The 22131-nt window shown below is 68.2% G+C and carries 18 protein-coding genes, 2 tRNA genes and 1 pseudogene; 11 read left to right on the forward strand and 10 right to left on the reverse strand.

Going from position 1 to position 22131, the window contains the following annotated elements:
* Positions 1-4: 4 nt before the first annotated feature.
* The 3 genes from pta (at position 5) to LJE69_RS09440 (ending at position 4186) form a co-directional block, all read left to right on the forward strand.
* Positions 5-2098, forward strand: coding sequence for a phosphate acetyltransferase (pta, locus tag LJE69_RS09430; protein WP_296924234.1), 2094 nt, complete (start codon positions 5-7; stop codon positions 2096-2098).
* Between the two features lie 38 nt (positions 2099-2136).
* The gene (locus tag LJE69_RS09435) at positions 2137-3360 is read left to right on the forward strand and encodes an acetate/propionate family kinase (RefSeq protein ID WP_296924236.1); all 1224 of its coding nucleotides are present in this window, start codon (positions 2137-2139) and stop codon (positions 3358-3360) included.
* Between the two features lie 466 nt (positions 3361-3826).
* Positions 3827-4186 (forward strand): tetratricopeptide repeat protein, encoded by a 360-nt coding sequence (locus LJE69_RS09440; RefSeq protein WP_296924238.1) that lies wholly within the window; start codon positions 3827-3829, stop codon positions 4184-4186.
* Positions 4187-4393: 207 nt separating this feature from the next.
* On the opposite strand, the gene LJE69_RS09445 is transcribed toward LJE69_RS09440, so the two are convergent.
* Entirely contained in the window at positions 4394-4957 is a 564-nt protein-coding gene (locus LJE69_RS09445; RefSeq protein WP_296924240.1) for a hypothetical protein, read from the reverse strand.
* 287 nt (positions 4958-5244) lie between these two features.
* Positions 5245-5985 carry a sulfate transporter CysZ gene (gene cysZ, locus LJE69_RS09450; RefSeq protein WP_296924242.1) on the reverse strand — a complete coding sequence of 247 codons (741 nt, stop codon included), beginning with the start codon at positions 5983-5985 and terminating at the stop codon, positions 5245-5247.
* A gap of 282 nt (positions 5986-6267) precedes the next feature.
* Between cysZ and LJE69_RS09455 the strand changes: the two genes are divergently transcribed.
* The 4 genes from LJE69_RS09455 (at position 6268) to cowN (ending at position 9470) form a co-directional block, all read left to right on the forward strand.
* Entirely contained in the window at positions 6268-7029 is a 762-nt protein-coding gene (locus tag LJE69_RS09455; RefSeq protein WP_296924244.1) for a hypothetical protein, read from the forward strand.
* Between the two features lie 331 nt (positions 7030-7360).
* A complete protein-coding gene (locus LJE69_RS09460; RefSeq protein WP_296924246.1) occupies positions 7361-7840 on the forward strand; it encodes a hypothetical protein in 480 nt (159 codons plus the stop codon).
* 156 nt (positions 7841-7996) lie between these two features.
* Positions 7997-8947 (forward strand): metallophosphoesterase, encoded by a 951-nt coding sequence (locus LJE69_RS09465; protein ID WP_296924248.1) that lies wholly within the window; start codon positions 7997-7999, stop codon positions 8945-8947.
* A gap of 226 nt (positions 8948-9173) precedes the next feature.
* Positions 9174-9470, forward strand: coding sequence for a N(2)-fixation sustaining protein CowN (gene cowN, locus LJE69_RS09470; RefSeq protein ID WP_296924250.1), 297 nt, complete (start codon positions 9174-9176; stop codon positions 9468-9470).
* 596 nt (positions 9471-10066) lie between these two features.
* On the opposite strand, the gene uvrA is transcribed toward cowN, so the two are convergent.
* The 3 genes from uvrA to htpX form a co-directional block, all read right to left on the reverse strand.
* Positions 10067-12904 (reverse strand): excinuclease ABC subunit UvrA, encoded by a 2838-nt coding sequence (gene uvrA / locus LJE69_RS09475; RefSeq protein ID WP_296924252.1) that lies wholly within the window; start codon positions 12902-12904, stop codon positions 10067-10069.
* A 17-nt stretch (positions 12905-12921) separates the two neighbouring features.
* Positions 12922-15696, reverse strand: a complete 2775-nt coding sequence (gene prsT, locus LJE69_RS09480; RefSeq protein ID WP_296924254.1) for an XrtA/PEP-CTERM system TPR-repeat protein PrsT — start codon at positions 15694-15696, stop codon at positions 12922-12924.
* A gap of 385 nt (positions 15697-16081) precedes the next feature.
* Positions 16082-16954: a protease HtpX gene (htpX, locus tag LJE69_RS09485; protein WP_296924256.1), complete on the reverse strand. Its 873-nt coding sequence runs from the start codon at positions 16952-16954 to the stop codon at positions 16082-16084.
* A 178-nt stretch (positions 16955-17132) separates the two neighbouring features.
* Between htpX and LJE69_RS09490 the strand changes: the two genes are divergently transcribed.
* Positions 17133-17208 (forward strand) — tRNA-Ala (locus LJE69_RS09490).
* A gap of 99 nt (positions 17209-17307) precedes the next feature.
* Positions 17308-17383 (forward strand) — tRNA-Glu (locus LJE69_RS09495).
* 84 nt (positions 17384-17467) lie between these two features.
* On the opposite strand, the gene LJE69_RS09500 is transcribed toward LJE69_RS09495, so the two are convergent.
* The 5 genes and pseudogenes from LJE69_RS09500 to LJE69_RS09515 form a co-directional block, all read right to left on the reverse strand.
* Positions 17468-17785, reverse strand: coding sequence for a hypothetical protein (locus LJE69_RS09500; protein ID WP_296924258.1), 318 nt, complete (start codon positions 17783-17785; stop codon positions 17468-17470).
* A 23-nt stretch (positions 17786-17808) separates the two neighbouring features.
* Positions 17809-17943 carry a hypothetical protein gene (locus LJE69_RS09505; RefSeq protein WP_296924260.1) on the reverse strand — a complete coding sequence of 45 codons (135 nt, stop codon included), beginning with the start codon at positions 17941-17943 and terminating at the stop codon, positions 17809-17811.
* Between the two features lie 16 nt (positions 17944-17959).
* Positions 17960-18153 (reverse strand): annotated as a pseudogene (locus LJE69_RS20975) (type I restriction-modification system subunit M N-terminal domain-containing protein); the annotation flags it as partial.
* A 333-nt stretch (positions 18154-18486) separates the two neighbouring features.
* The gene (locus tag LJE69_RS09510) at positions 18487-18849 is read right to left on the reverse strand and encodes a hypothetical protein (RefSeq protein ID WP_296924263.1); all 363 of its coding nucleotides are present in this window, start codon (positions 18847-18849) and stop codon (positions 18487-18489) included.
* Between the two features lie 105 nt (positions 18850-18954).
* The gene (locus LJE69_RS09515) at positions 18955-19536 is read right to left on the reverse strand and encodes a Fe-Mn family superoxide dismutase (RefSeq protein ID WP_296924265.1); all 582 of its coding nucleotides are present in this window, start codon (positions 19534-19536) and stop codon (positions 18955-18957) included.
* A gap of 274 nt (positions 19537-19810) precedes the next feature.
* Between LJE69_RS09515 and LJE69_RS09520 the strand changes: the two genes are divergently transcribed.
* On the forward strand, positions 19811-21376 hold the full coding sequence (locus tag LJE69_RS09520; RefSeq protein ID WP_296924266.1) for a hydantoinase B/oxoprolinase family protein: 1566 nt from the start codon (positions 19811-19813) through the stop codon (positions 21374-21376).
* 365 nt (positions 21377-21741) lie between these two features.
* Positions 21742-22131, forward strand: a 390-nt coding sequence (locus LJE69_RS09525) for a DUF6538 domain-containing protein (protein ID WP_296924268.1), incomplete at its 3' end; no start/stop codon positions are given.

A 22131-nucleotide genomic window follows, 5' to 3' on the forward strand; every position in this document is an offset into this window, starting at 1 on the left:
CCATATGCAGAGCATCTACATCGCCGGTGCCGGCTCCGGCAGCGGCAAGTCCGTCGTTGTGCTGGGGTTCATGGAGCTCTTGTCCGCCATCAACCGGCGGGTGGGCTTCTTTCGGCCTGTGGTCAGCCGCGATGTGCACGAGGACAACCTGACCACCCTGATCCGGCGGCGCTACGACCTGCCGTTCCCGGCGGATGCCCTCTACGGGGCCACCGCGGAGCAAGCCAGCGAGCTGGTGGCGGCGGGCCGCTATGACCAGTTGCTCAAGCGCATTCTGGACAAGTACATGCTGCTGGACGAGCAGTGCGACATCGTGCTTTGCGCGGGCACGGACTTCGATGGGCTGGTGCCGTCGCTGGAGTTCGACTTCAACGCGGATCTCGCCAACAACTTCGGCTGCACCACGGTCGTGGTGGTGAAGGGGTTCGGCCGCAGCCCGGACGAGGCCCTGCACGCGGTGCACATGGCGCACGAGTCCATGCTCGACCGTTGCGGCGACCTGCTCGCCACCATCGTCAACGGCGTGGACCCGGACTTCGTGGAGCTGATCAAGCGCCGTGCCCGCGCCGTGCTGCCCGCCAACGAGACCCTCTACGTGCTGCCCGAGACCGAGGCGCTGGCCAAGCCCACCATCGGCGAGATCAACAAGATGCTGGGCGGCGATTGCCTGTGCGGTGAGGATGACGCACTGAACCAGGTGGTCACCAACTATCGGGTGGCGGCCATGGAGATCCCGGACTTCCTCAACTACATCGAGGACGGCAGCCTGATCATCACCCCCGGCGACCGCAGCGACATCATCCTGGCGAGCCTGGCCGCCGACGTGTCGGCGGCCTATCCGCGCGTGGCGGGGCTGCTCCTCACCGGCGGCCTACAGCCGGCGGAGAACGTGCAGCGCCTGCTGATGGGCCTGCGCCGCAACAAGGTGGCCATCTTGAGCGTGCCGTGGGATACCTTCCAAACGGCGCTGGCGGTGAATCGCGTGGAGTCCACCATCCTGCCCGGAGACGAGCGCAAGATCGCCGCGGCGCTCGGGCTGTTCGAGCAAAATGTCGAGATCAAAGACCTGCAGCAGCGCATCGCCGTGCACCACAGCGAGCGCATGACGCCGCTGATGTTCGAGTATCAGCTGGTGCACCGCGCCAAGGCGGAGCGCAAGCATATCGTGCTGCCCGAGGGCAGCGACGAGCGCATCCTGCGCGCCGCGGAGATTCTGACGCTGCGTGGCGTCGCGGACTTGACCCTGCTGGGCGATCCGGACAAAATCCGCCGCCGCATCGGCGAGCTCGGCCTGCAGCTTGCCGACATCCCCATCATCGACCCGGTCACCTCGCCGAAGCGCGACGAGTACGCGGCCATTTACTACGAGCTGCGCAAGCACAAGGGCATCTCCGAGCAGATGGCACACGACGCGCTGGAGGACGTGAGCTACTTCGGCACCCTGATGGTTCACACCGGCGATGCGGACGGCATGGTCTCCGGCGCCGCCCACACCACCCAGCACACCATCCGCCCGTCCTTCGAGACCATCAAGACCAAGCCCGGCACCAGGCTGGTCTCGAGCGTTTTCTTCATGTGTCTGGCGGACCGGGTGCTGGTGTACGGCGACTGCGCGGTGAACCCCAATCCGGACGCCGAGCAGCTCGCCGACATCGCCATTACGTCCGCCGGCACCGCGGCAGCCTTCGGCATCGAGCCGCGGGTGGCGATGCTGTCCTATTCCACCGGCGAGTCCGGCAAGGGCGAAGACGTGGAGCGGGTGCGCGAGGCGGTGCGCATCGCCCGCGCCCGGCGCCCGGACCTGAAGCTGGAGGGGCCGATCCAGTACGATGCGGCGGTGGACGCCAGCGTCGCCCGCTCCAAGCTGCCGGACAGCGAGGTGGCCGGCCACGCCACTGTATTCATCTTTCCGGACCTCAACACCGGCAACAACACCTACAAGGCGGTGCAACGCAGCGCTGGTGCCGTGGCCATCGGTCCCGTGCTGCAAGGCCTGAACAAGCCCGTCAACGACCTGAGCCGCGGCTGCACCGTCACCGACATCGTCAACACCGTCACCATCACCGCCATCCAGGCACAGACGGCGGCCCAGGAATGAGGCCGCGGCGGGTTTCCCGAATTCGCGCGAGGTAGAGCATGAAGATACTGGTGCTGAACTCCGGCAGCTCGTCCATCAAGTTCCGGCTGTTCCTGGCCCCCGCGGGGGATGAGAGCGGCAGCGGTGACTGGCAGGTCGCCGCCAGCGGCGCGGTCACGCGCATCGGCGAGGACGCGGCCCAAGTGAAGCTCAGCTGGACCGACGCCGGCGGTGAGTCTCGAAGCCGCAAGGACGAAGCGCACATCGACTCCCATCACGCCGGGATGGAGCGCATCGTCGATCTGTTGCGCGAGACCGGCGGCCTCGGCGGACACGAGGAGCTCGCGGCCGTCGGCCACCGGGTCGTGCACGGCGGCGAAGCCTTCCATGCCCCGACGGTGGTGGACGACGATGTCATCGCCGCCATCCGGCGGGTGATCCCGCTGGCGCCCCTGCACAACCCGGCGAACCTGGACGGCATTCTGGTGGCGCGCGAGCTGTTTCCGAGCGTGCCGCAGGTGGCGGTGTTCGACACGGCCTTCCACCAGACCATGCCGCGCCCCGCGTACCGCTATGCCATCCCCGGCTACCTTTACCGCGAGCACCACGTGCGCCGCTACGGCTTCCATGGCACCTCGCACCACTATGTGGCCAAGGAAGCGGCGCGGATGCTGGGCAAGCCGCTGTCCCAATGCAACCTGATCACGCTGCACCTCGGCAACGGCGCCAGCGCCACCGCTATCCGCGGCGGTGCCAGCGTGGACACGTCCATGGGCATGACGCCGCTGGAGGGCCTCGTCATGGGCTCGCGCTGCGGCGACATCGATCCCGCGGTGCACTTCTACCTGTGCCGGCACCTCGGCTTCGACAACGACACGCTGGACGATCTGCTGAATCGTCAGAGCGGCCTGCTGGGACTGTGCGGCGTGAATGATATGCGTGAGGTGCATCGCCTGGCGGAGGGGGGCGACGAGGACGCGGAGCTCGCCCTGGGCGTCACTTGCCACCGGCTCAAAAAGTATATCGGTGCCTACCTGGCGCTCCTTGGCCGGGTCGATGCGCTGGTATTCACCGGCGGTATCGGCGAGAACGACGCGGAGATGCGTGGCTGCGCCTGCGCCGAGCTGGAAGCGCTCGGCATCGCGCTGGATGCGGCGGCGAACCGCGCCGTCGCGACACATGCCCGCGCCGTCTCGGCGGCGGACAGCCGCGTAAAGGTTCTCGTTGTGCCCACGGACGAGGAACTGGAAATCGCCCGCCAGGCGCTGGAGGCGCTCAGTTGAGTGCGCCGCACTGCGTCGTCCCGGCACCCCCGGGTGACCCGGGTCCTTGGCCGAGCGAGACCGTGAAAGTACTCGGCGTAGGTCGGGTTAGCGATAGCGTAACCCGACCTACGATCTCCACCAGGCGCGTCGACAGTGTGGGAGCGCCACTGTCTTTTGTGGCGCGATGACGGCTGTGTGGCTGCCTGCCGCTCGGCAGTTACTCGGGGCGTGGTGTGCTGGCTTGCCGTCGGCCGCGGCACCAAGCGCGCTGCTCCCACAAGAGTTGCTACTGCAGACCGTATTTCCGCGCGGAACATGAGTGCTTGCCCAGCCTCCTAATCCTTGGGGAAGCAGCAATCTCGATTGCTTGGGGCCCACGAAGGGGATTGCCTGAGCTGCTGGTAGGTGATTGGGGTATCCTTGAAGTCGGGAGCCCGAAACACTCACGCCGCGGCCATTGGGCCGACCTCTTGCGGAGAAAGCCATGAACATCGCGCGTATTGCACTCACCGCAGCGACTCTCACCGCATTTGTCGGCTGCGCCGACCAACCGGCCAAAGAAGATCAGCTTTTGGAGATCGGCTACGATCACCTTCTGCGGCAGCAGTGGGCGCAAGCGGAAGCGGATTTTCAGCAAGTCTTGCAGCGCGATGCCAACAATCCCTACGCCTTGCTGAACCTTGGAGTGGTCTACCAGCAGACCGAGCGGGAAGATGAGGCGCGCGACATGTACCAGCGCGCCGTGGAATCAGGTACAGGCGCGGTCGCAGTTGAATCGAACGTGGCGGGCGAACAAGGGCGAAGCGTTACGCAGCTTGCGGAGCGCAATCTAAGCCAGCTTTGAGTCTAGTTGCCTTCCCGCCGCCGCCGTCATTAACCGAAGCGGCGGCGTGAAAGGTCACCGCGGTGCCCGCGCGGTAGCTCGGCGGAGGGTCGCATTACTCCGATACAAGACGACTTTCGGTCGTTAGCTGGACTTGCTCATTGGCTGGCACTGCCCGCGGGAACGTCCCATTCAGCCCCTGTCTGAATCAAGCGTCGAGCTGGAATGCTATTGCGGACTGATAGGAAGTGCGGTGCCACCGCTAGTGGTAGTTGTGCCACCGCCGCCACCACCGCCGCCGCCGCTACCACCACTTTCGGAGGCCGCCCAGACGACGCCGGCGGCGCCAAGACCCCCGAGTATCCACAGCCCGGTCTTGCCGCTGGCGCCAGGAAAGAGCCCCGCCGCAGCGCGCCTACGGCCGGGCGCTCCGGCAGCGGGCGGCGCCGGATCAGCCTGACCCAGAGCCGCACGCTCCAGTACGGTGCCGGCGTTGCAGGAACCGCCTTCGCCGATCGTCAGGACGGCGTTCTCGGGCAGTTGCTCCTCACAACCGTCAGCGAACTGGAGGGTGGTCTCGCTGTCTTCCAGGACGAACACGCGAGTCAGCGGCTCCAAGTCCATGCCCACCTTGGCAGGCACGATATCGTCGCCGCTTGACACCAGCGCAGAACCGTCGACCGCTGTCACCACTGCGCTCGGGGCCGCAGCCTGCCCGGGGTCGGCCGAGCAGATCTGCATCGCGCTTGCGGTGCCGAGGCCGGCGACGATTGCGACTGCTTGCTTGAGCATGGGATCTTCCCTCGTTTAAACCTAGAGTTTTTTCTTAACGGAAATTTCAGCAGCAAACCGCATGGGTGTCAAAGCGGCACGCGGCATTATCGAGACCGTGGGTCACAAAAATCGCGCCGCTCGTACGAGGACGCGCGTGATGTCGGTCAGGAGGTTGCGGCGAGCCGCGACGTTACAAGATTTTGCGCACGGTGATCTGCAACAATCGATTGCCGTCGACGCTCCACCAGGCGAGCCGGCTCCCGGCGACGGCGGGGCCGGCAGACGCCGAGTTCGGCCGGCCCGGCCTATCGCCGCTCGGCGACCGCGGCAAGCTCCCGCGTCCACATCAAGGTTGCGCCGGCGACGGCCGCGGGCATAACGACGAAGTTCACCACTGGAATCATGGTCAATCCCGCGGCCGCGGCGCCGAAGCCGAGGCTCACCAAGCGGCGGCGGTGCAGCGTCGCGCGCATCTCGCGGAACTTGAGACCGTGATTCCCCATCGGATAGTCGACGTATTGCAACGTCAGCAGCCAGGCACTGAACAGAAACCACAGCAGCGGGCCGAGCAGGGGCACCAGCAGGGCGATGATCAGAAAGGGCAGGCTCCAGAACACCGCGTACAGGATTTTGCGCACTTCGTCCCAGAGCGTGCCCGGCAGCTCGCGCAGCATGCGCCCCCAGTCGGTGTCGGTGGCTGGTGATCGGCCGGTGGCCACGCGCTCGGCCTGCTCCGCCAGCAATCCGTTGAAGGGCGCCGCGATCAGGTTGGCCACCAGCGTGAAGCTGTAGAAGACGATCACCAGCAGCGCGATCACGAACAGGGGCCACAAGAGCCATTCCAGCCAGTCGAGCCAGGTCGGAATATTTGCCTCCATGCGCTCCATCAGCCGCTCGAAGCCGGCGGCGCCGAGCCAGATGCCGACCGAGAACACGATGATGTTCACGAGGAGCGGGACGATCACGTAGCGCTTCAGCCCGGGGCGGGTGAGCAAACCGATGCCGCGGAGCATGTAAAGCGCCCCGGTGGCGGGATTCGAAGGCATGGCGGAGTTGCGGGTTTCGTTCGTTGGCAAGGCGCGCAAGTATAGCGGCACGACGCCATGACCCTGACCGCCGCGGCAAGCGATCGGGCCGCTGCGGGTGCCTGTCGCCCGGCCCGCAGCGCGGATAAGACCCAGGGTGACCGCCGCCGCGCGGCAGGGCGCCCGCGCGACGGCTCGGTGGCCGGCGCAGCGCGGCTCGCTTGCCGCAGCACACCGCCCCCTTCGTGGCCGCCGCGCGGCTCCGGTATAGTCCCGTCATCGAGTCCCCGAGGGCACCGCGGCATGCTGGCGAGTCGATCCATCCTGCGCACCCAGTCGCTGCGTACGAGCGGCGCCGCCCGGCGCGCCGCCGTGGCGGCCATCAAGGCGCTGCCGGCCTATCGGGTCGCGCTGTGGCCGGACGGCTGGGTGTTGGAGCCGGATGGTGCCGTGCGGGTCGTCGACACCCATGCCATGGCCGAGGCGAGGCGCTGGTTCGAGATGGCCGGGCGTGCCGGCGGCAGCAGCCGGCGCCGGCCGCTCACCGCCGCCGAGCAACGCCGCGCCATGCGCCTGCTCGGCGTCTACGTGCCGCCCGCCGTTGTGGCCCTCTCCGGCCAGCGCTTTCCCTCCGAGCAGGTGGCCTCCGTTGCACTGCAGCTGGTGGCCGGCGACTGGATCGGTGAGCGCCGCCAGCGCCTGCTCGCGCAGCCGGAGCGCGCGCTCTCGGAGCACGCCCGCGCCTGGCGGGGCTCGCGGCACCAGTGCCCCGCCGATGCCGAAGCCGCCGTGGCGCTGCTGCGCCAGGCGCTGGACGCCTGCATCGCCGAGGGTCTGGTGCCGCCGGCCCGCTATCGGCTCATCTCCCGGTGCGAGGACGGCTTCGGGCTCAGGCGCTGGCGCTGCGCGGTGGAGGTGAACCTGGACCCCTACGCCCGCGCCCGTGCGCGCGACGCCTTGAGCACGGCCCTGATCCCCTGGAACCGAGCCGTGATCCGCGACGGCATGCCCATGCCGCTGATTACCCTGGACGTGCGCGCCGCGACCGGCCATCGCGTGGGCTAGCGCAACGGCGCAAGTTTTCGACACCATCTCAGGTCGTTGTCGTTGTCGTTGTCGTTGTCGTTGTCGTTGTCGTTGTCGTTGTCGTTGTCGTTGTCGTGCGGACATTCGATTACGACTCCGATTACGACAACGGCAACGAGGGAGCCCGGTCTCGGAATTTCCGCAGCGAAGCACTAGCGTGCTCACGCGAGATCGCCGCGGATGCGGGCCGTCTGATGCGCTTTGCCCCGCCATCCGCCAATCGCATCGATATCGAAATCGGGACCGGTATCACCATCAAATCGAATCCCAACCTCGATCCCCGAGCCGAAGCCGGCGCGAGAGATACACCATGAAGCCGAGCCTGGTCATCCCCCTGCTGGCCTGCCTGCTGCTCGCAACCGGACAGGCAGACGAGCGCCGACTTTCCGGGGAAGACACCGCGCGCCATCCAACGTCGCGCGCTCTGCCGAGTATGCCCGCGCCCGCACCGAGCATGCCTTCACCTGCGCCGAGCCTGCGTTTTCAGAGCCCGAGCTCGCCGGCGCACGATCGGACGCTGTTGGAGGATATCGACCCGGCCGTGCGCCAGTACTGGTCCGACAAGTGCGTGCAGCAGCGCGCCCGCGGTTGGGGCTACACCGGCGACTGCAACCACCCGGCCTATTCGGGCGGCTACTACGGTCCGGCGCCGATGGTGGTGCCTGACGGCTATCGGAGCTACGGCGAGCGGGCGGGCACCCACGCGCACCGAAAAGGCGAGTCGTGCCGCCGGCGCGGGCACCTCGGCACTCTGCCGCCGCGGCCGCAGCTGCGCGGGTATTTCCGCTGACCGGCACCGGGCCGGTCGTTTCAGCTCGGCGCTTCGCCACCGGGGCGGCGCAACGACGGCGCGCCTGGCAGCATCATCGCGGTTGCATCAGCGCCGCCGGCGGGCGAGACTGCCATCTCAGACGCCTGCCGTATCCGCGCCTTCCCGACCCACTTCATGCCTCGTCCCCCGATCCGTCCCGCCGCAATCGGCCTCGGCCTGCTGCTGCTTGCCGCGAGCATGGCGCCCGCCGCCGCGCCGCTGCGCTTCTTTGCCCTCGGGGACGTGCCGTATTCCGACGCCGAGGCGGCCCTGCTCCCGCTACTGCTGGAGCAGGCCGCGGCGCAGCGGCCGGCCTTCATGGTCCATATCGGCGACATCAAGGGTGGCGGCCAGACCTGCACCGATGCCCGCAACCGTATCGTCGCGCAGCTCTTCCGCGCCCAGCCGGTGCCCGTGATCTACACGCCGGGCGACAACGAGTGGACCGACTGCCACCGCGAGCGCGCCGGCGGCGTCGACCCCCTGGCACGTCTCGACAGCCTGCGCCGCATGTTCTTCGCAGACCAGACGGTGCTGCACAACGCCGCGCTCGGCCTGACCGTACCGGACCCTGAGTTTCCGGAGGACGCCTGGTTCATCCGCGACCGAGTGCTCTTCGTGCTGCTGCACATCGTCGGCAGTGGCAATGCCTGGCAGCCGCGCAACCCCGTCGCGCAGGCGGCCTTCAAGGCCCGCGACAAGGCCAATCGGCAACTGCTCGACCAGGCGCTTGCAGCCGGCGAGCGCGCCGGCGTGCGTGCCGTCGTGCTGGCCTTCCACGCCAACCCCCTGTTCGACAGGCCCAGGCATGCTGGCTACCTACCCTTCAAGCAGGATCTGCGCCGCCTGCTGGCCCGCTTCGACGGACCCGTGCTGCTGATCCACGGCGACACGCATCGCTACCGCTTCGATCACCCGGTGACCGACCCCGCAACCGGCCAGCCCATCGCCCGCGTGCAACGCCTGGAGGTGCCGGGCTCGCCCTTCGTCGGCGGCGTCCAGGTCAGCGTGGACCCGGACGCCGCCGACGTGTTCAGCGTTCACACCCTTTTCCCCAACGCGACCGAGAGCTGGTTGCACCACTAGTGCTTCGCTGCGGAAATTCCGAGACCGGGCTTCCTCGTTGTCGTTGTCGGAGTCGTCATCGAATTTCCGCACGGTCAAGATCACGACAACGACAACGACAACGACAACGACCTGAGATAGTCTCTGGACTTGCGCACTGTTGCACGAGTTTCCAGGAGCGCCTACGGCGGCGAATGCGCGCCGTGCGGCCGCCGCCCGACATCCGCCAACCATCCCCGAACGACCCATGACCGATCCGGACAACCCCCAAGGGCTCGACCGCTATGTCAGTTTCATCGGCCTCGACTGCGACGGCAAGGCCGAGCGCTTCGCCGTCGCCCTGCGCGAGAACCTGCCCGACGGCGACGCCGCCGACCCCTTCTGGACCTACTTCCGCGCCAAGCTCGACGGCCAGCGCGGCCCCGCGCACGACGCCCTCTATCACATCCACTGCCACCTCAACGACCTGCGCGACCTGCTCACCCGCGCCGACCAACCCGACCTGATCCAACTCCTGGAGACCCTGGAGCACGAGTGCTGCTGACCGACCGCCACCACCCCGCCCCGCCGCCACCCGGCGCGCCGCCATCCAGGAGCGCCGGCATCCTGCCGGCAACTGGGACCGCCGGCATCTTGCCGGCTAACTGGGACCGCCGGCATCTTGCCGGCTAACTGGGACCACCAGCATCCTCCCGGCCAACTGGACCTCCAGCCATCCCACGTCCATCCCTGCCACGCAAGAAATGCCACCTCCTCGCCGCGAAGTTCCCCCCTCATGGCCTGCATCCCGCGCGGAGCAGCCCTTCGCCGCCGGCATCGCCAATCAGTAGACGCGGGGCACGAAATCGTCCGTAGCTCGGGCTGGGGCACGAAGCCCGACAGGCTGCGCGTTATCACCGCCGGAATGTCGGGCCTCCTGCGTCGGCCCGACCTACGGGGGCACGTTCTGGATGGCGGCGAGCGCGCATGCTTGGCCAGTCTTCGGAGCATCGCGACGGGGCAGAAGGCCGCCTGGCGGCGGCTGGCCGGCGAGACGCCGGCGGTCCCAGGTGCCGGCGAGACGCCGGCCATCCCAGATGCCGGCGAGACGCCGGCGGTCCCAGGCGCCGGCGGTCCCGGTGCCGGCGTTTCTGGTTGGGGTTACCAGCCGCGTGCCAGCAGGGGCGCGAGGAAGCGGCCGGTGTAGGATTCGGCGCAGGCGGCGATGTCCTCCGGCGTGCCGGTGGCGACGATCTGCCCGCCCTTGTCGCCGCCCTCGGGGCCTAGGTCGATGATCCAGTCGGCGGTCTTGATGACGTCGAGGTTGTGCTCGATGACCACCACGGTGTTGCCGGCGTCGCGCAGGCGGTGCAGGACCTCCAGCAGGTGCTTGACGTCGTGGAAGTGCAGCCCAGTGGTGGGCTCGTCGAGGATGTACAGGGTGCGGCCGGTGTCGCGCTTGGAGAGCTCGCGGGAGAGCTTGACCCGCTGCGCCTCACCGCCGGAGAGCGTCACGGCGTTCTGGCCGAGCCGTAGATAGCCCAGGCCCACGTCCACCAGGGTCTTGAGCTTGCGGTAGATCACCTGCACGGGCAGGAAGAAGCTCAGCGCGTCCTCCACCGTCAGGTCCAGCACCTCGTCGATGGTCTTGCCCTTGTAGCGGATCTCCAGGGTCTCGCGGTTGTAGCGGCGGCCGTGGCAGACGTCGCACTGGACATAGACGTCGGGCAGAAAGTGCATCTCCACCCGGATGAGTCCGTCCCCTTTGCAGGCCTCGCAGCGCCCGCCCTTGACGTTGAAGCTGAACCGGCCCGGCCCGTAGCCGCGCGAGCGCGCCTCCGGCACGTTGGCGAACAGGTCGCGGATCAGGTTGAACACGCCGGTGTAGGTGGCCGGGTTGGAGCGGGGCGTGCGGCCGATGGGGCTTTGGTCGATGTCCACCACCTTGTCGAAGTACGTCAGCCCCTCGATGGCGGCGTGCGCGGCGGCGCGCAGGCTGGCGCCATTGAGGCGGTGCGCCGCGGCCGGGTACAGGGTGTCGTTGATGAGCGTGGACTTGCCGGAGCCGGACACACCGGTGACGCAGCAGAAGGTGCCCACCGGGATGGCGGCATCGATGCGGCGCAGGTTGTTGCCGGTGGCGCCGTGGATGCGGATCTCCCGGCCGTCCTTCGCCGCCACGCGCTCGGCCGGGATCTCGATGCGCAGCGCGCCGCAGAGGTACTGTCCGGTTAGCGACCCGGGATCGGCCGCGATCTCCTCCGCCGTGCCCTGCGCCACCAGCTCGCCGCCGTGGGCGCCGGCGCCTGGCCCCAAGTCCACCACGTGGTCGGCGGCGCGGATGGCGTCGGCGTCGTGCTCCACCACGATGACGGTGTTGCCGATGTCGCGCAGCCGGGTCAGCGTGCCCAGCAGGCGCGCGTTGTCGCGCTGGTGCAGGCCAATGGAGGGCTCGTCGAGCACGTACATGACGCCGACCAGCCCGGCGCCGATCTGGCTCGCGAGCCGGATGCGCTGCGCCTCGCCGCCGGACAGGGTCTCGGCGCTGCGCTCCAGGGTCAGGTACCCGAGCCCCACGTCGGCGAGAAAGCGCAGCCGTTGCGCGATCTCGTGCAGCACCTTGGCGGCGATCTCCGCGCGCTGGCCGGTGAGCCGGCCATCACTCTTGAGCGCCTCGAACCACGCCAGCGACTCGCCCACCGGCATCGCCGAGATGGCGCTCAGGCCCAGGCCCGCCACCAGCACGTTGCGCGCGGCCGGGTTGAGCCGGGCGCCGCCGCAGGCGGGGCAGGGGCGGGTGGAGATGAAGCGCGCGAGCTCCTCGCGCACCGTGGAAGAATCCGTCTCGCGGTAGCGGCGCTGCATGTTGCCGAGCACGCCCTCGAAGGTGCGTTGCTTGCCAGCGCCGTGCTCGTGCGGGAGCTTGAGCTTGAGCTTCTCGTTGCCGCTGCCGTAGAGCACCCGCTCGCGGGCGAGGGGTTCCAGGTCCTGCCAGGGGGTATCCACTTCGAAGCCGAAGTGCGCCGCCAGGGCTATGAGCATCTGGTGGTAGTAGCCGTTGCGGCGGTCCCAGCCGCGGATGGCGCCATCGGCGAGGCTGAGCGCGGGCTCGGCGACGACCTTGGCGGGGTCGAAGTACTGCTCCACGCCGAGCCCGTCGCAGGCGGGGCAGGCGCCCGCGGGGTTGTTGAAGGAGAACAGCCGCGGCTCCAGCTCCGCCAGGCTCCAGCCGCATACGGGGCAGGCGAAGTTGGCGGAGAAGGTCTCGGGCTCGGCCTCCGCGTCGTCCATGGACGCGACCCGCAGGATGCCGCCGGAGAGCTTGAGCGCCGTCTCGATGGACTCGGCGAGCCGCAGTTGCAGGTCGGGCCGCACGCGGAAGCGGTCGACGACCACCTCGATGTCGTGTTTTTTCCTGGCGTCCAGCGTCGGCGGGTCGTCCAGCTCGTGCAGCGTGCCGTCGATGCGCGCGCGCACGAAGCCCTGCGCGTTCAGCTCACTGAGCAGGTGCTGATACTCGCCCTTGCGTGCGGCCACCAGGGGCGCCAGCAGCATCAGCCGCTCGCCCTCGGCGTGGCCGAGGATCTGGTCCACCATCTGCTGCACGGTCTGCGCCGCCAGCGGCTCGCCGTGCTCCGGGCAGTGCGGCGTGCCCACCCGCGCGAACAACAGGCGCAGGTAGTCGTGGATCTCGGTGATGGTGCCGACGGTGGAGCGGGGGTTGTGGGAGGTGGTCTTCTGCTCGATGGCGATGGCCGGTGACAGGCCCTCGATGAGGTCCACGTCCGGCTTGTCCATCATGGACAGGAACTGCCGCGCGTAGGCGGACAGGGACTCCACGTAGCGCCGCTGGCCCTCGGCGTAGATCGTGTCGAAGGCCAGCGACGACTTGCCGGAGCCGGACAGACCGGTGATCACCACGAGCCGGTCCCGCGGCAGGTCGAGGCTCAGGTCCTTGAGGTTGTGCGTGCGCGCACCACGGATGCGGATCGAGTCCATTCCTGCCCGCGCCCCGCTCAGTTGCCGCCGGCGAGCTGCTTCAGCAGGGCATCGGCCCGGGCACGCTCCGGGAAGGATCTAGCCTGGATGTTCAGCAGCACGCGGCGCGCGGCGCCCGCGTCGCCGGTGTCGGCCAGGGCCTTGGCGTAGCGGAAGGCGATGCCCGGGTCGGCGCTGCCGGCGTGGGCCTTGGCGAGCAAGGGCAGGGCGTCGGCGTAGTCGCCCTGTGCCATCAGGATGGTGCCCTTGGTGTCGATGAAGGCGGCGTCGTCCGGGTGCAGCTTCAGCGCGCGGTCTGCATAGCCCAGCGCTCGGCCCGGGTCTTTGTCCGCCAGCAGCATGGCCAGGTTGTTGAGCGCCACGCCGTTGTTGGCATCGCGGTCGAGTACGCGCTGGTACTGCTCGATGGCGAGGTCGTGGTCGCCGCCCGCGATGGCGAGCTGCGCGAGCTCCAGGCGCACGGGGACGTAGCTCGGGTGCTTGTCCAGCCAGTCGCGCACCAGGCCCTGGGCGGCCGCGTGATGGCCGGACCTGTCGGTGGCCCGGGCAAGCCAAAGGACGTAGGCGCCCGTATCCGGATGCGCATCGGCCAGCGCGCGCAGCATGGCGATGGCCTCGCCGTAATCGCCCTGCTTGGCGAGGAACCTGGCTTTCGCCGCTCGCAGCGTGGGATGCTGCGGCGCCACCGACAACAGGCGCTGGAGCATGGCCTGGCGCGCTTGTGCCGTGGGCTGTGCCGCAAGGATGCGTGCCAGGCGGTCATGCTCCAGTTCCTCTCCTCGGTCCACCTCCAGTCCGTCTTCGAGGTTGGTGGCGGCTGCTCGCAGATCGCCCTGCTGGGCGAATACCGAGGCGAGCATGTAGCGATAGCGCGCCATGGTGGGGTTGCGCTCGGCCAGCGTGGTGAGCGTCGCCGTGGCCGCGGGCGCGTCGCTAGCGGCCAGCTCCGCCTGGGCGATCAGCAATTGGACCCGGGGAAGCCGCTGTTGCTCCGGCGGGGCATCCTCGAGCAGCTTGCGGGCGTCGGCGGCGCGCTTGGTCGCGAGGAAGCTCCGGGCCAGGGCGATACGCACCTGGAGCGCCGCCGGATTGGCCTTCAGCGCGTCCTGAAGCCGGGTGTTGAAGGCTTCGCGGTCCTTGTCGCGCAGCGCCATCGCGGCACGGGCGAGGGTGACCTGGGTATTGTCCGGATCGGCCTGAAGCAGCTTGTCCAGGGTCTGACGCGCCTGGTCCGGTTGGTCGGTGCGCACGTCCAGCGCGGCGAGTGCCAGTGCCGCGCGCTCGAAGGTCGGGTCCAGTTCCAGCGCCTTGGCGAAGGCGGCGCGGGCACCGGCGAGATCCTGCTGCTGCGCCAGGATGGCGCCCTTGACGGTATGCGCCATCGGTGAATCGGGTGCCATTGCCAGGTACTGATCCGCCGCCGCGGTGGCCGCGTCGGTGTCGCCTGCCAACAGATGGGCGCGAATCAGCAGGACGCGGGCGCGCGCGTTGTCCGACTCGGCCGCGATGACCGGTTGCAGCGCCGCCAAGGAACCGGCTGCATCGCCGTCACGTTGCAATTGCTCCGCGTAGGCCAGTTGTGCGGAGCTGAGCTTTGGGAAGCGTTCGGCGGCGCGCTTCACGAGCGTCGCCGCTTCGTCGCGCCGGCCTTGCCGGATCAATGCCTGACGCAGCATTTCCATCGCCTGCAGGGTTGCGTCGGCTCCCTCGGCCACCGGTCTGATGGCCTCTTCGGCGCCGGCGGCATTGCCCTCGGCGAGTCGGGTGCGCGCCAGCAGGGTCAGGGCCGCGGCGTTGTCGGGCACCGCTGCCGTCAGCCGGAGCAGGTCTTCCTCGGCCTGTGCGTGGCGCCCGGTCCGGTTCAGTGCCAGCGCGGCGAAGTAGAGGCCGCGCGCGTCGTCGGGCACTGCACGCAGATAGGCCTGTAGCCGCTCCACCGCCGTCGCGTTGTCTTCTCGGAGCAAGGCGAGGCGACCCTGCAGCAAGTCCATTGCCGGCAGGCGCCGCGGCATGTTGCGCAGTGCCTGGATGTCGGCCGCCGCCGACGCCGCCTTGCCCAGGTCCAGGTAGATCTCGGCGCGTTGGATCTGGTACGCCCAAGGGATGTGCGCGTGCTCGATGGCCTTGGTCAGTGCGTTAACGGCGGCCTCGTTGTGCTCTTCTGCGCGCTCCAGTTGGGCCAGCGCCTGCCACCCGTCGGCGGCTTCAGGATGTGCCTCGACCGCCTGCTCGATGCGGGCGCGTGCGGCCTCGGCGTCGCCACGGCGAATGTCGAGCGTGGCCGTGCCCAGCATCGCGCGCAGCGCCTGCGGGTCGGCATCCATGGCGGCCCTGAAGGCCTGCTCGGCGTCCTTCTCCCGGCCCAGCGTCAGCAACACGCTGCCACGCAGGGCCAGGATCTCGGCTTGCTGTGCCGGCGTCGCATCAGCCGGCGGTTCGGCCCATTCCAGCGCACGCGCGGCCTCGCCCTGGAGCAGCAGCGCCTCGATCAGCCCGGCGCGGGTGTCGGCGTCGCTGGCACCGGCATCGCGCGCATGCGTCAATTGCTGCTCCGCCGCCCCTGGCTGCCCGGATTGCAGGTAGATCTGGCCGAGCAGAAGCCGTGCGCCGGCGTCGTCCGGCTTCTGTTGCAGAATGTTCTTGAGGCGGACGAGGGCGCTCTGGATCTTGCCCTGCTGCCAGTCCTGCCGCGCGTCCTCGAGCGATGCCAGGGCCGACAACGGTATTGCAATCAGGAGCACGAAGGCCAGGATGCGTCGGCGTGGGGTGCGATGGGCGGAGCTCTCGAGCATCAGGGGACTTCCGGCTTGGCTTGTAGGCAGACGCCCAATGATACCAATGGGCCGCTTCAGGAAGCTGGCGCGGAACCCCGGGGAGATCTGTCGGTTCCGCCACGCGCAACGGCACAGTCCGTTAATCATGAGCTCGTCCGCCGCCGTGGGAGCTCCGTCCTCGGCGCGACGGGTGTCCCATAGCGGCGGGGACGCCGCTCCCACGGGGCCATGGCTCTGGACGGAGTTACGATCAAGACCAGGTGCACTGCCTCAACGGGAACGGCAAACCTCGGCCTGGTCCGGCCCGAGCTCGGCGCCGCCGCCGCACGCGTCCCGCGTGTGCGACGGCGCCACGGCCGCGGAGGTGCCGAGGCGTGCACGCAGCCGGGGCGCGCAACGACGCTTAGCCGCGGGCGTTCTGCAGGGCCGCGATACGCTCCTCGAGCGGCGGGTGGCTCGCGAAGAGCTTCTTCAGACCATCGCCGATGCCGCCCGAAATGCCGAAGGCGGCGAACTCGCTCGCCGGCAGGTCCTGCGGCTCGTGCACCCGCTGCAGGGCGCGCAGGGCGGCGATCATGTTCTCGCGGCCGGCGAGTCGGGCGCCGCCAGCGTCGGCGCGGAACTCGCGGAAGCGTGAGAACCACATGACGATGATGGAGGCGAGGAAGCCCAGCACGATCTCCGCGAGGATGGACACGACGAAGTAGCCGATGCCGACGCCGCCGCTGTCGTTGTTGCCGCGCAGCGCCGAGTCCACGATGCCGCCGATAACGCGGGCGAGGATGATGACGAAGGTGTTCAGCACGCCCTGGATCAAAGTCAGGGTCACCATGTCGCCATTGGCCACGTGGCTGATCTCGTGGCCGACGACGGCCTCCACTTCGTCGCGGTTCATGTGCTGAAGCAGGCCGGTGCTGACGGCCACCAGGGCGTCGTTGCGGTTCCAGCCGGTGGCGAAGGCGTTGGGGTCCGGTTGGTCGAAGATACCGACCTCGGGCATGCGGATGCCGCGCTGCTCAGACTGGCGGCGCACCACCTCGAACAGCCACTGCTCGAAGGGCGTTTGCGGTTGCTCGATGATCTGTACCCCCATGGAGCGCTTCGCCATCCATTTGGACAGGAACAGCGAGATGATCGAGCCGCCGAAGCCGAACACCAGCGCCATGATCACGAGGCCGGGGCCGGTCTGGGCCGACAGGCCCAGGAGGCTCAGCACGACCCACAGCACGGTAACGATCGCGAAGTTGGTCGCGACGAACAGCAACACTCTCAACATTGTTGGTTATCTCCCAGTGAATGATTCGGTTCGGGCATGGGATTTCCGCGCTGCATAAGTGGATGCCGGTCGCGGCGTCCGCAAGTCGTTGGCAGCGGTGCCAGAAGCCGGATCGCGCCCGGCGATGCATCTGGGGCTGGACAGGCCGATCCGCGGGCACTATACTGCGCGGCTTACTGGGGCCATAGCTCAGCTGGGAGAGCGCAACACTGGCAGTGTTGAGGTCGGCGGTTCGATCCCGCCTGGCTCCACCAAAACATAAGCACGCGCCCGCAAGGCTCCTTGGACTCGGCCGGCCGCAACCGCGGCCGGTCGGCTTTTGGGGCCAAGAGTCCGGGCCGGCAACCATCTAGGTCCCCATCGTCTAGAGGCCTAGGACACCGCCCTTTCACGGCGGCAACCGGGGTTCGAATCCCCGTGGGGACGCCAATACGATCAAGGGGTTGCGCCGATTCTGGGGCAACCCCTTTTTTTCTTGGGTCCCACTTGGATCCCAGTTGGGTCCCAGCACACCTACTCATCCAGCGTTCGGACCCGTCCGAAGATCTCCAGCGCCAAGTGCTGCTGCGTTTCGGTCCTGAAAGCTGGATCTGACATAACCCGCGAAAAGATTTCCTCATTCCCCTCCATGCGCTCGATGAACAGCTCATCGAGCATCCTCTCCAGGAAAGAAGAGAAGTTGTCCAGGTAGTGGTCGAAGGCCAGCTTGTACCGCACCGCGGCGAGCCGGGAGCCGGTGACGACCATCGCCTTGGCGCGTCCGCCAAGCTCGTGCATGACGGTCATCCGGAGGTGCTCGATGATCACCGACACCACCTGCTCGATGTTCACCGGATGCAGCTCCAGGTAGCGGGTCAGCGCCTTCCCCGCCTGCTTCGCGGTACCTGTGGGTCATGCTCCACCTGCTTGATCAGGCCGAAGAAGCGCTTGTAGGTGGTGTAGTTGGCGAGCACGTCGAGGATGAAGCCCTCCTCGATGGCCTGGCGCATACTGTACTCGTGCGGTTATCCCCATTGCTTGGAGCCGCTCGTACTCGCCCAAGACCTGGTCCTTGGTGGGCGCCAGCACGCAGTCGAGCCGGCCAGCACCACCATCGGCAGCATGACCAGGCGGTACTGCGGCGGCCGGTACGGTCCACGCAGTCGGTTGGCGATGTCCCAGATGTGCCCCTTGAGCTGCTCATGGAGCTGCATGTTCATCCGTACACGGTTCCTTCTGCTTGGTGTCTCGGCTGGTATCGTTTCTGCGTCAGTGTCAGCGTCAGCGAGCAACCTGAGACCGTCTGGGACCTATCCCGATAACGAGCGTATGGGCCAGCATAGGGGATGTCCCGAAACCGCAAAGTGTCACTGAATTGAGCTAGTCCCCTGGGGCCAGCCTTGGCTGCACGCGCACGCACGCATCCGTCACAGGTGCGCCCCCATCCGCGGGCATCGGGGGATGGTGTCCGGGATGGTGATGTCGGGCGTAGCGGTCCGCCCCCGCGCACCAGGATCTTCAGGAGACGGCTGGAGCATCGGCACGCAGCGGTGTCAGCGGAAGCGGCCGGCAGTTGCAGCAGCAGCCTCAGCGATCATTGTCTGGGCCACAGTTGCGGCCGCTATGCCGCGCCTGCGGCCTAGGGCCGGTTGCTGGCGGGTCGCTGGGGCGTTGGTAAGGCACAAGCCACAGTCGCTGAGGTCTTGGTCGGGGACCGTCGCGCCGAATTCGTTAGGCGCGATTGGGCGCTTGACGTTAATCACGGATTCGTCGGCGTCGGACTGGTGCACGCCCTTGGAATTGTCGATACCTTTCGCTGTTTGGCGCGAGCGAGTTTCGCCCTGGAGGGCGACATTCCGGCCATCGCGACCCGCGTCCGGAGTGTCGGCCTCCAGGTCGACACGGATCAGCGGCATGGGCGGCCTTGAGAGTGGTCTCGATACTTCCGCATGAGTGCGCTAGGGCATGTCCGCTGCCGTGGTCCGCGCCGGCGGGCTCCGCCGCCGACGCGCGAGGTCGGATCAGCCGCTGAAGTTGCCGGCGACGAAGTCCCAGTTGATCTTCTCCCAGATCGATTCGAGGTACTTCGGGCGGGCGTTGCGGTAGTCGATGTAGTAGGCGTGCTCCCAGACGTCGATGGTCAGCAGGGGCGTGAGGCCATCGGTGAGCGGGGTGGCGGCGTTGGAGGTGTTGACGATGTCCACGCTGCCGTCGGTGGCTTTCACCAGCCAGGTCCAGCCGGAGCCGAAGTTGGTGGCGGCGGATTGGCTGAAGGCCTTCTTGAATTCGTCGAAAGAGCCGAACTTGGCGCTGATGGCATCGGCCAGCGCGCCGCCGGGCTCGCCACCGCCGTTCGGGCTCAGGCAGTTCCAGTAGAAGGTGTGGTTCCAGACCTGTGCGGCGTTGTTGAAGATGCCGCCGGAGGCGTTCTTGATGATGTCTTCCAGGGACATGTTCTCGAACTCGGTGCCTGGAATCAGATTGTTCAGGTTGTTGACGTAGGCCTGGTGGTGCTTGCCGTAGTGGTATTCGATGGTCTCGGCGGAGATCACGGGCTCCAGCGCATTTTTCTCGTAGGGCAGAGGGGGTAGCTCATGGACCATGTGGTGTCTCCCGATTGGCTTGATTGTGGTTGGAGGAGCGGCTGCTTGGCCGTTGGAACGTCTCGCTGCGGCAATCTTGTGCCCGCCCCGGGGTATCTCAAGGCAAATGCCGGCCGCGGCGGAGCGTGCCTGCCGGGGGTGAAATCGGTGACCCTCAAGCCCCATCTCACCCCGATATGCCCTTAGCATGCTGCCCGTCGCGTCTCACTTTGCGGGGCCTCCGGCGGCGTGTGACGATACGGTTTCTATCCAGCCGCAACCGCTTGCCTGCACAGTGGACGCCATCCAGCTCAGCCTCTTCGTCAGCCGTCTGACGGCCGTTTGCGACGAGATGGCGGCGGTGCTGCGCAACGCCGCGCTGTCGCCCAACATCCGCGACCGGCTCGACTTCTCCTGCGCCGTGTTCGACGCCGGCGGCGCGCTGTGCGCCCAGGCCGCGCACATCCCGGTGCACCTCGGCAGCATGGCCTTCGCGATGGCGGACCTGGTGGCCCGCTTCGACTGGGCCGACGGCGACATGGTCATCGTCAATGACCCCTTCCTCGGCGGCACCCACCTGCCGGACGTGACGCTGATCGCGCCCGTGTTCAGCGATGGCGGCGCGGGTGAGCGGGCTTTGGCCGGCTTCGTCGCCAACCGCGCCCATCACGCCGACATCGGCGCCAGCACCCCGGGCTCCATGCCCATCTCGGCGCGGCTGGACGAGGAGGGCGTCGTGATCCCGCCGCGGCTCCTGTTGCGCGCGGGCAGCCTCGACGAGGCAGCGCTGGCAGAGATCACCGGCGCCACCCGCAACCCGGATCATGCCCGCGGCGATTTCTTCGCCCAGATGGCGGCTAACCGCGCCGGCGCCGCCCGCGTGGCCGAGCTTATCGCCAGCAGTGGGCTTGTCGCCTTCCGCGTCGGGCTTGCGGCCATGAACGATTACGGCGAGCGGCTCGCCCGCGGCGCCATCGGCGCCATTCCGGACGGGCGCTACGCTTTTCAGGATGTGCTGGACGACGACGGCAGGGGCCTCGAGGACATCCCGATCCGCGCCACGCTGACCATCGATGGCGACCGCGCGCATTGCGACTTTGCCGGGACCGCGGCGCAGGTGTCCGGCAACGTCAACTGCCCGCTCGCCGTCGCCGCCGCAGCGGTGTTCTACTGCTTCCGCTGCCTGATGCCGGCGGAGACGCCAGCCTGCGCCGGCGCGCTGCGGCCCATCGCGCTCGCGGCACCACCGGGCTGCCTGGTCAACGCCCGGCGGCCGGCCGCGGTGGCGGCGGGCAACGTAGAGACCAGCACCCGCATCGTCGACGTGGTGCTCGGTGCCCTGGCTCAGGCCGAGAACGCCACGTGGCACGGCCATATTCCCGCGGCGAGTCACGGCAGCATGAACAACCTCGCCATCGGCGGCGAGTTGAACGGCCAGCCCTGGGATTACTACGAGACCATCGGCGGCGGCATGGGTGCAGGGGCAACCGGCGGCGGGCTCAGCGCCGTGCAGACGCACATGACCAACACGCTCAACACGCCCGTCGAGGTCATCGAGTCGCGCTTTCCGCTGCGGGTCATCCGCTACGCCATTCGCCGCGGCTCCGGCGGCGCCGGGGCCAGGTGCGGCGGCGACGGTCTGATCCGCGAGATTCAATGCCTGGCCCCGGCCCACGTCACCCTCATTGGCGAGCGCCGCCGCTACGCCCCCTGGGGGCTTGCCGGTGGTGGCGACGGCCAGCCGGGCGGCCAGTGGCGCAATGACCAACCGCTCCCCGGCAAGGTCGCGCTGAACCTGGCGCCGGGCGATCGGCTGCGCATCGAGAGCGCGGGCGGCGGCGGTTACGGCCGCAAGCCATAGCCGCGCACAACGGTGGGCATGCCGGCGTAATCCCGGGGCCACCGACTTTCAGTCGGCCGCGCCCGCCGCGGGCTCGATGCCCGCGGCGGGCGCTGTACGCCGTCTGCCGACGCTGCCGAGCATTGAGCCTCGTACCCGCGTGTCGCAGACGCCACCGATGCGGCATCGAGCCGCGACGGTTTTGCGCGCCAGGTGGCTGATTCTAATGAACACTCAGTCTAGAGGGCTGTTGCGTGCATAAATACCGTGCATAACGGACCGGCGCAGTGCTATGGTTGCGCCTGGCCCTGAACGCAGGGCAGCCGCCGGCGGGACTGGTACTCCCGACGGCGACCTAACCACCACCGATGTCAGGAGCATCAGCAGTGGCTAAGCGCAATCGTAGCAATCCCACTGGCGGGACCGACACCCGCCACATCGTCCGCCGCCGCAACCTCTGGTATTTCCAGCGCGGCATCCCTCGCGAGCACCAAGCGGCCCTCGGCACCAAGCTGTTCTCGCGCTCCCTCGGCACCAGTGATCTCAAGATCGCCCGGCAACGTCGCGACCTGCTCAATCGGGAATTCGAGTCGATGCTGGCCTCCCTCGCCCCCCAGGTCGAGAGCTGGAGCCCGCGCGGCCTGACCATGACGGCGAGCTATGTCCGGCTGCACGCTCCCGGGGAGGCTGCCGAGACCTTCGAGCAGGAAGCCGCCCGCGTCGCCGCCCACCAGCCGACGCCCATGCAGGTCGACGAGCCGGCCCTTGCCGAGGCC

Origin of the sequence: Thiohalocapsa sp. (genome assembly GCF_022340605.1) — a bacterium.
Lineage (GTDB): Bacteria > Pseudomonadota > Gammaproteobacteria > Chromatiales > Chromatiaceae > Thiohalocapsa.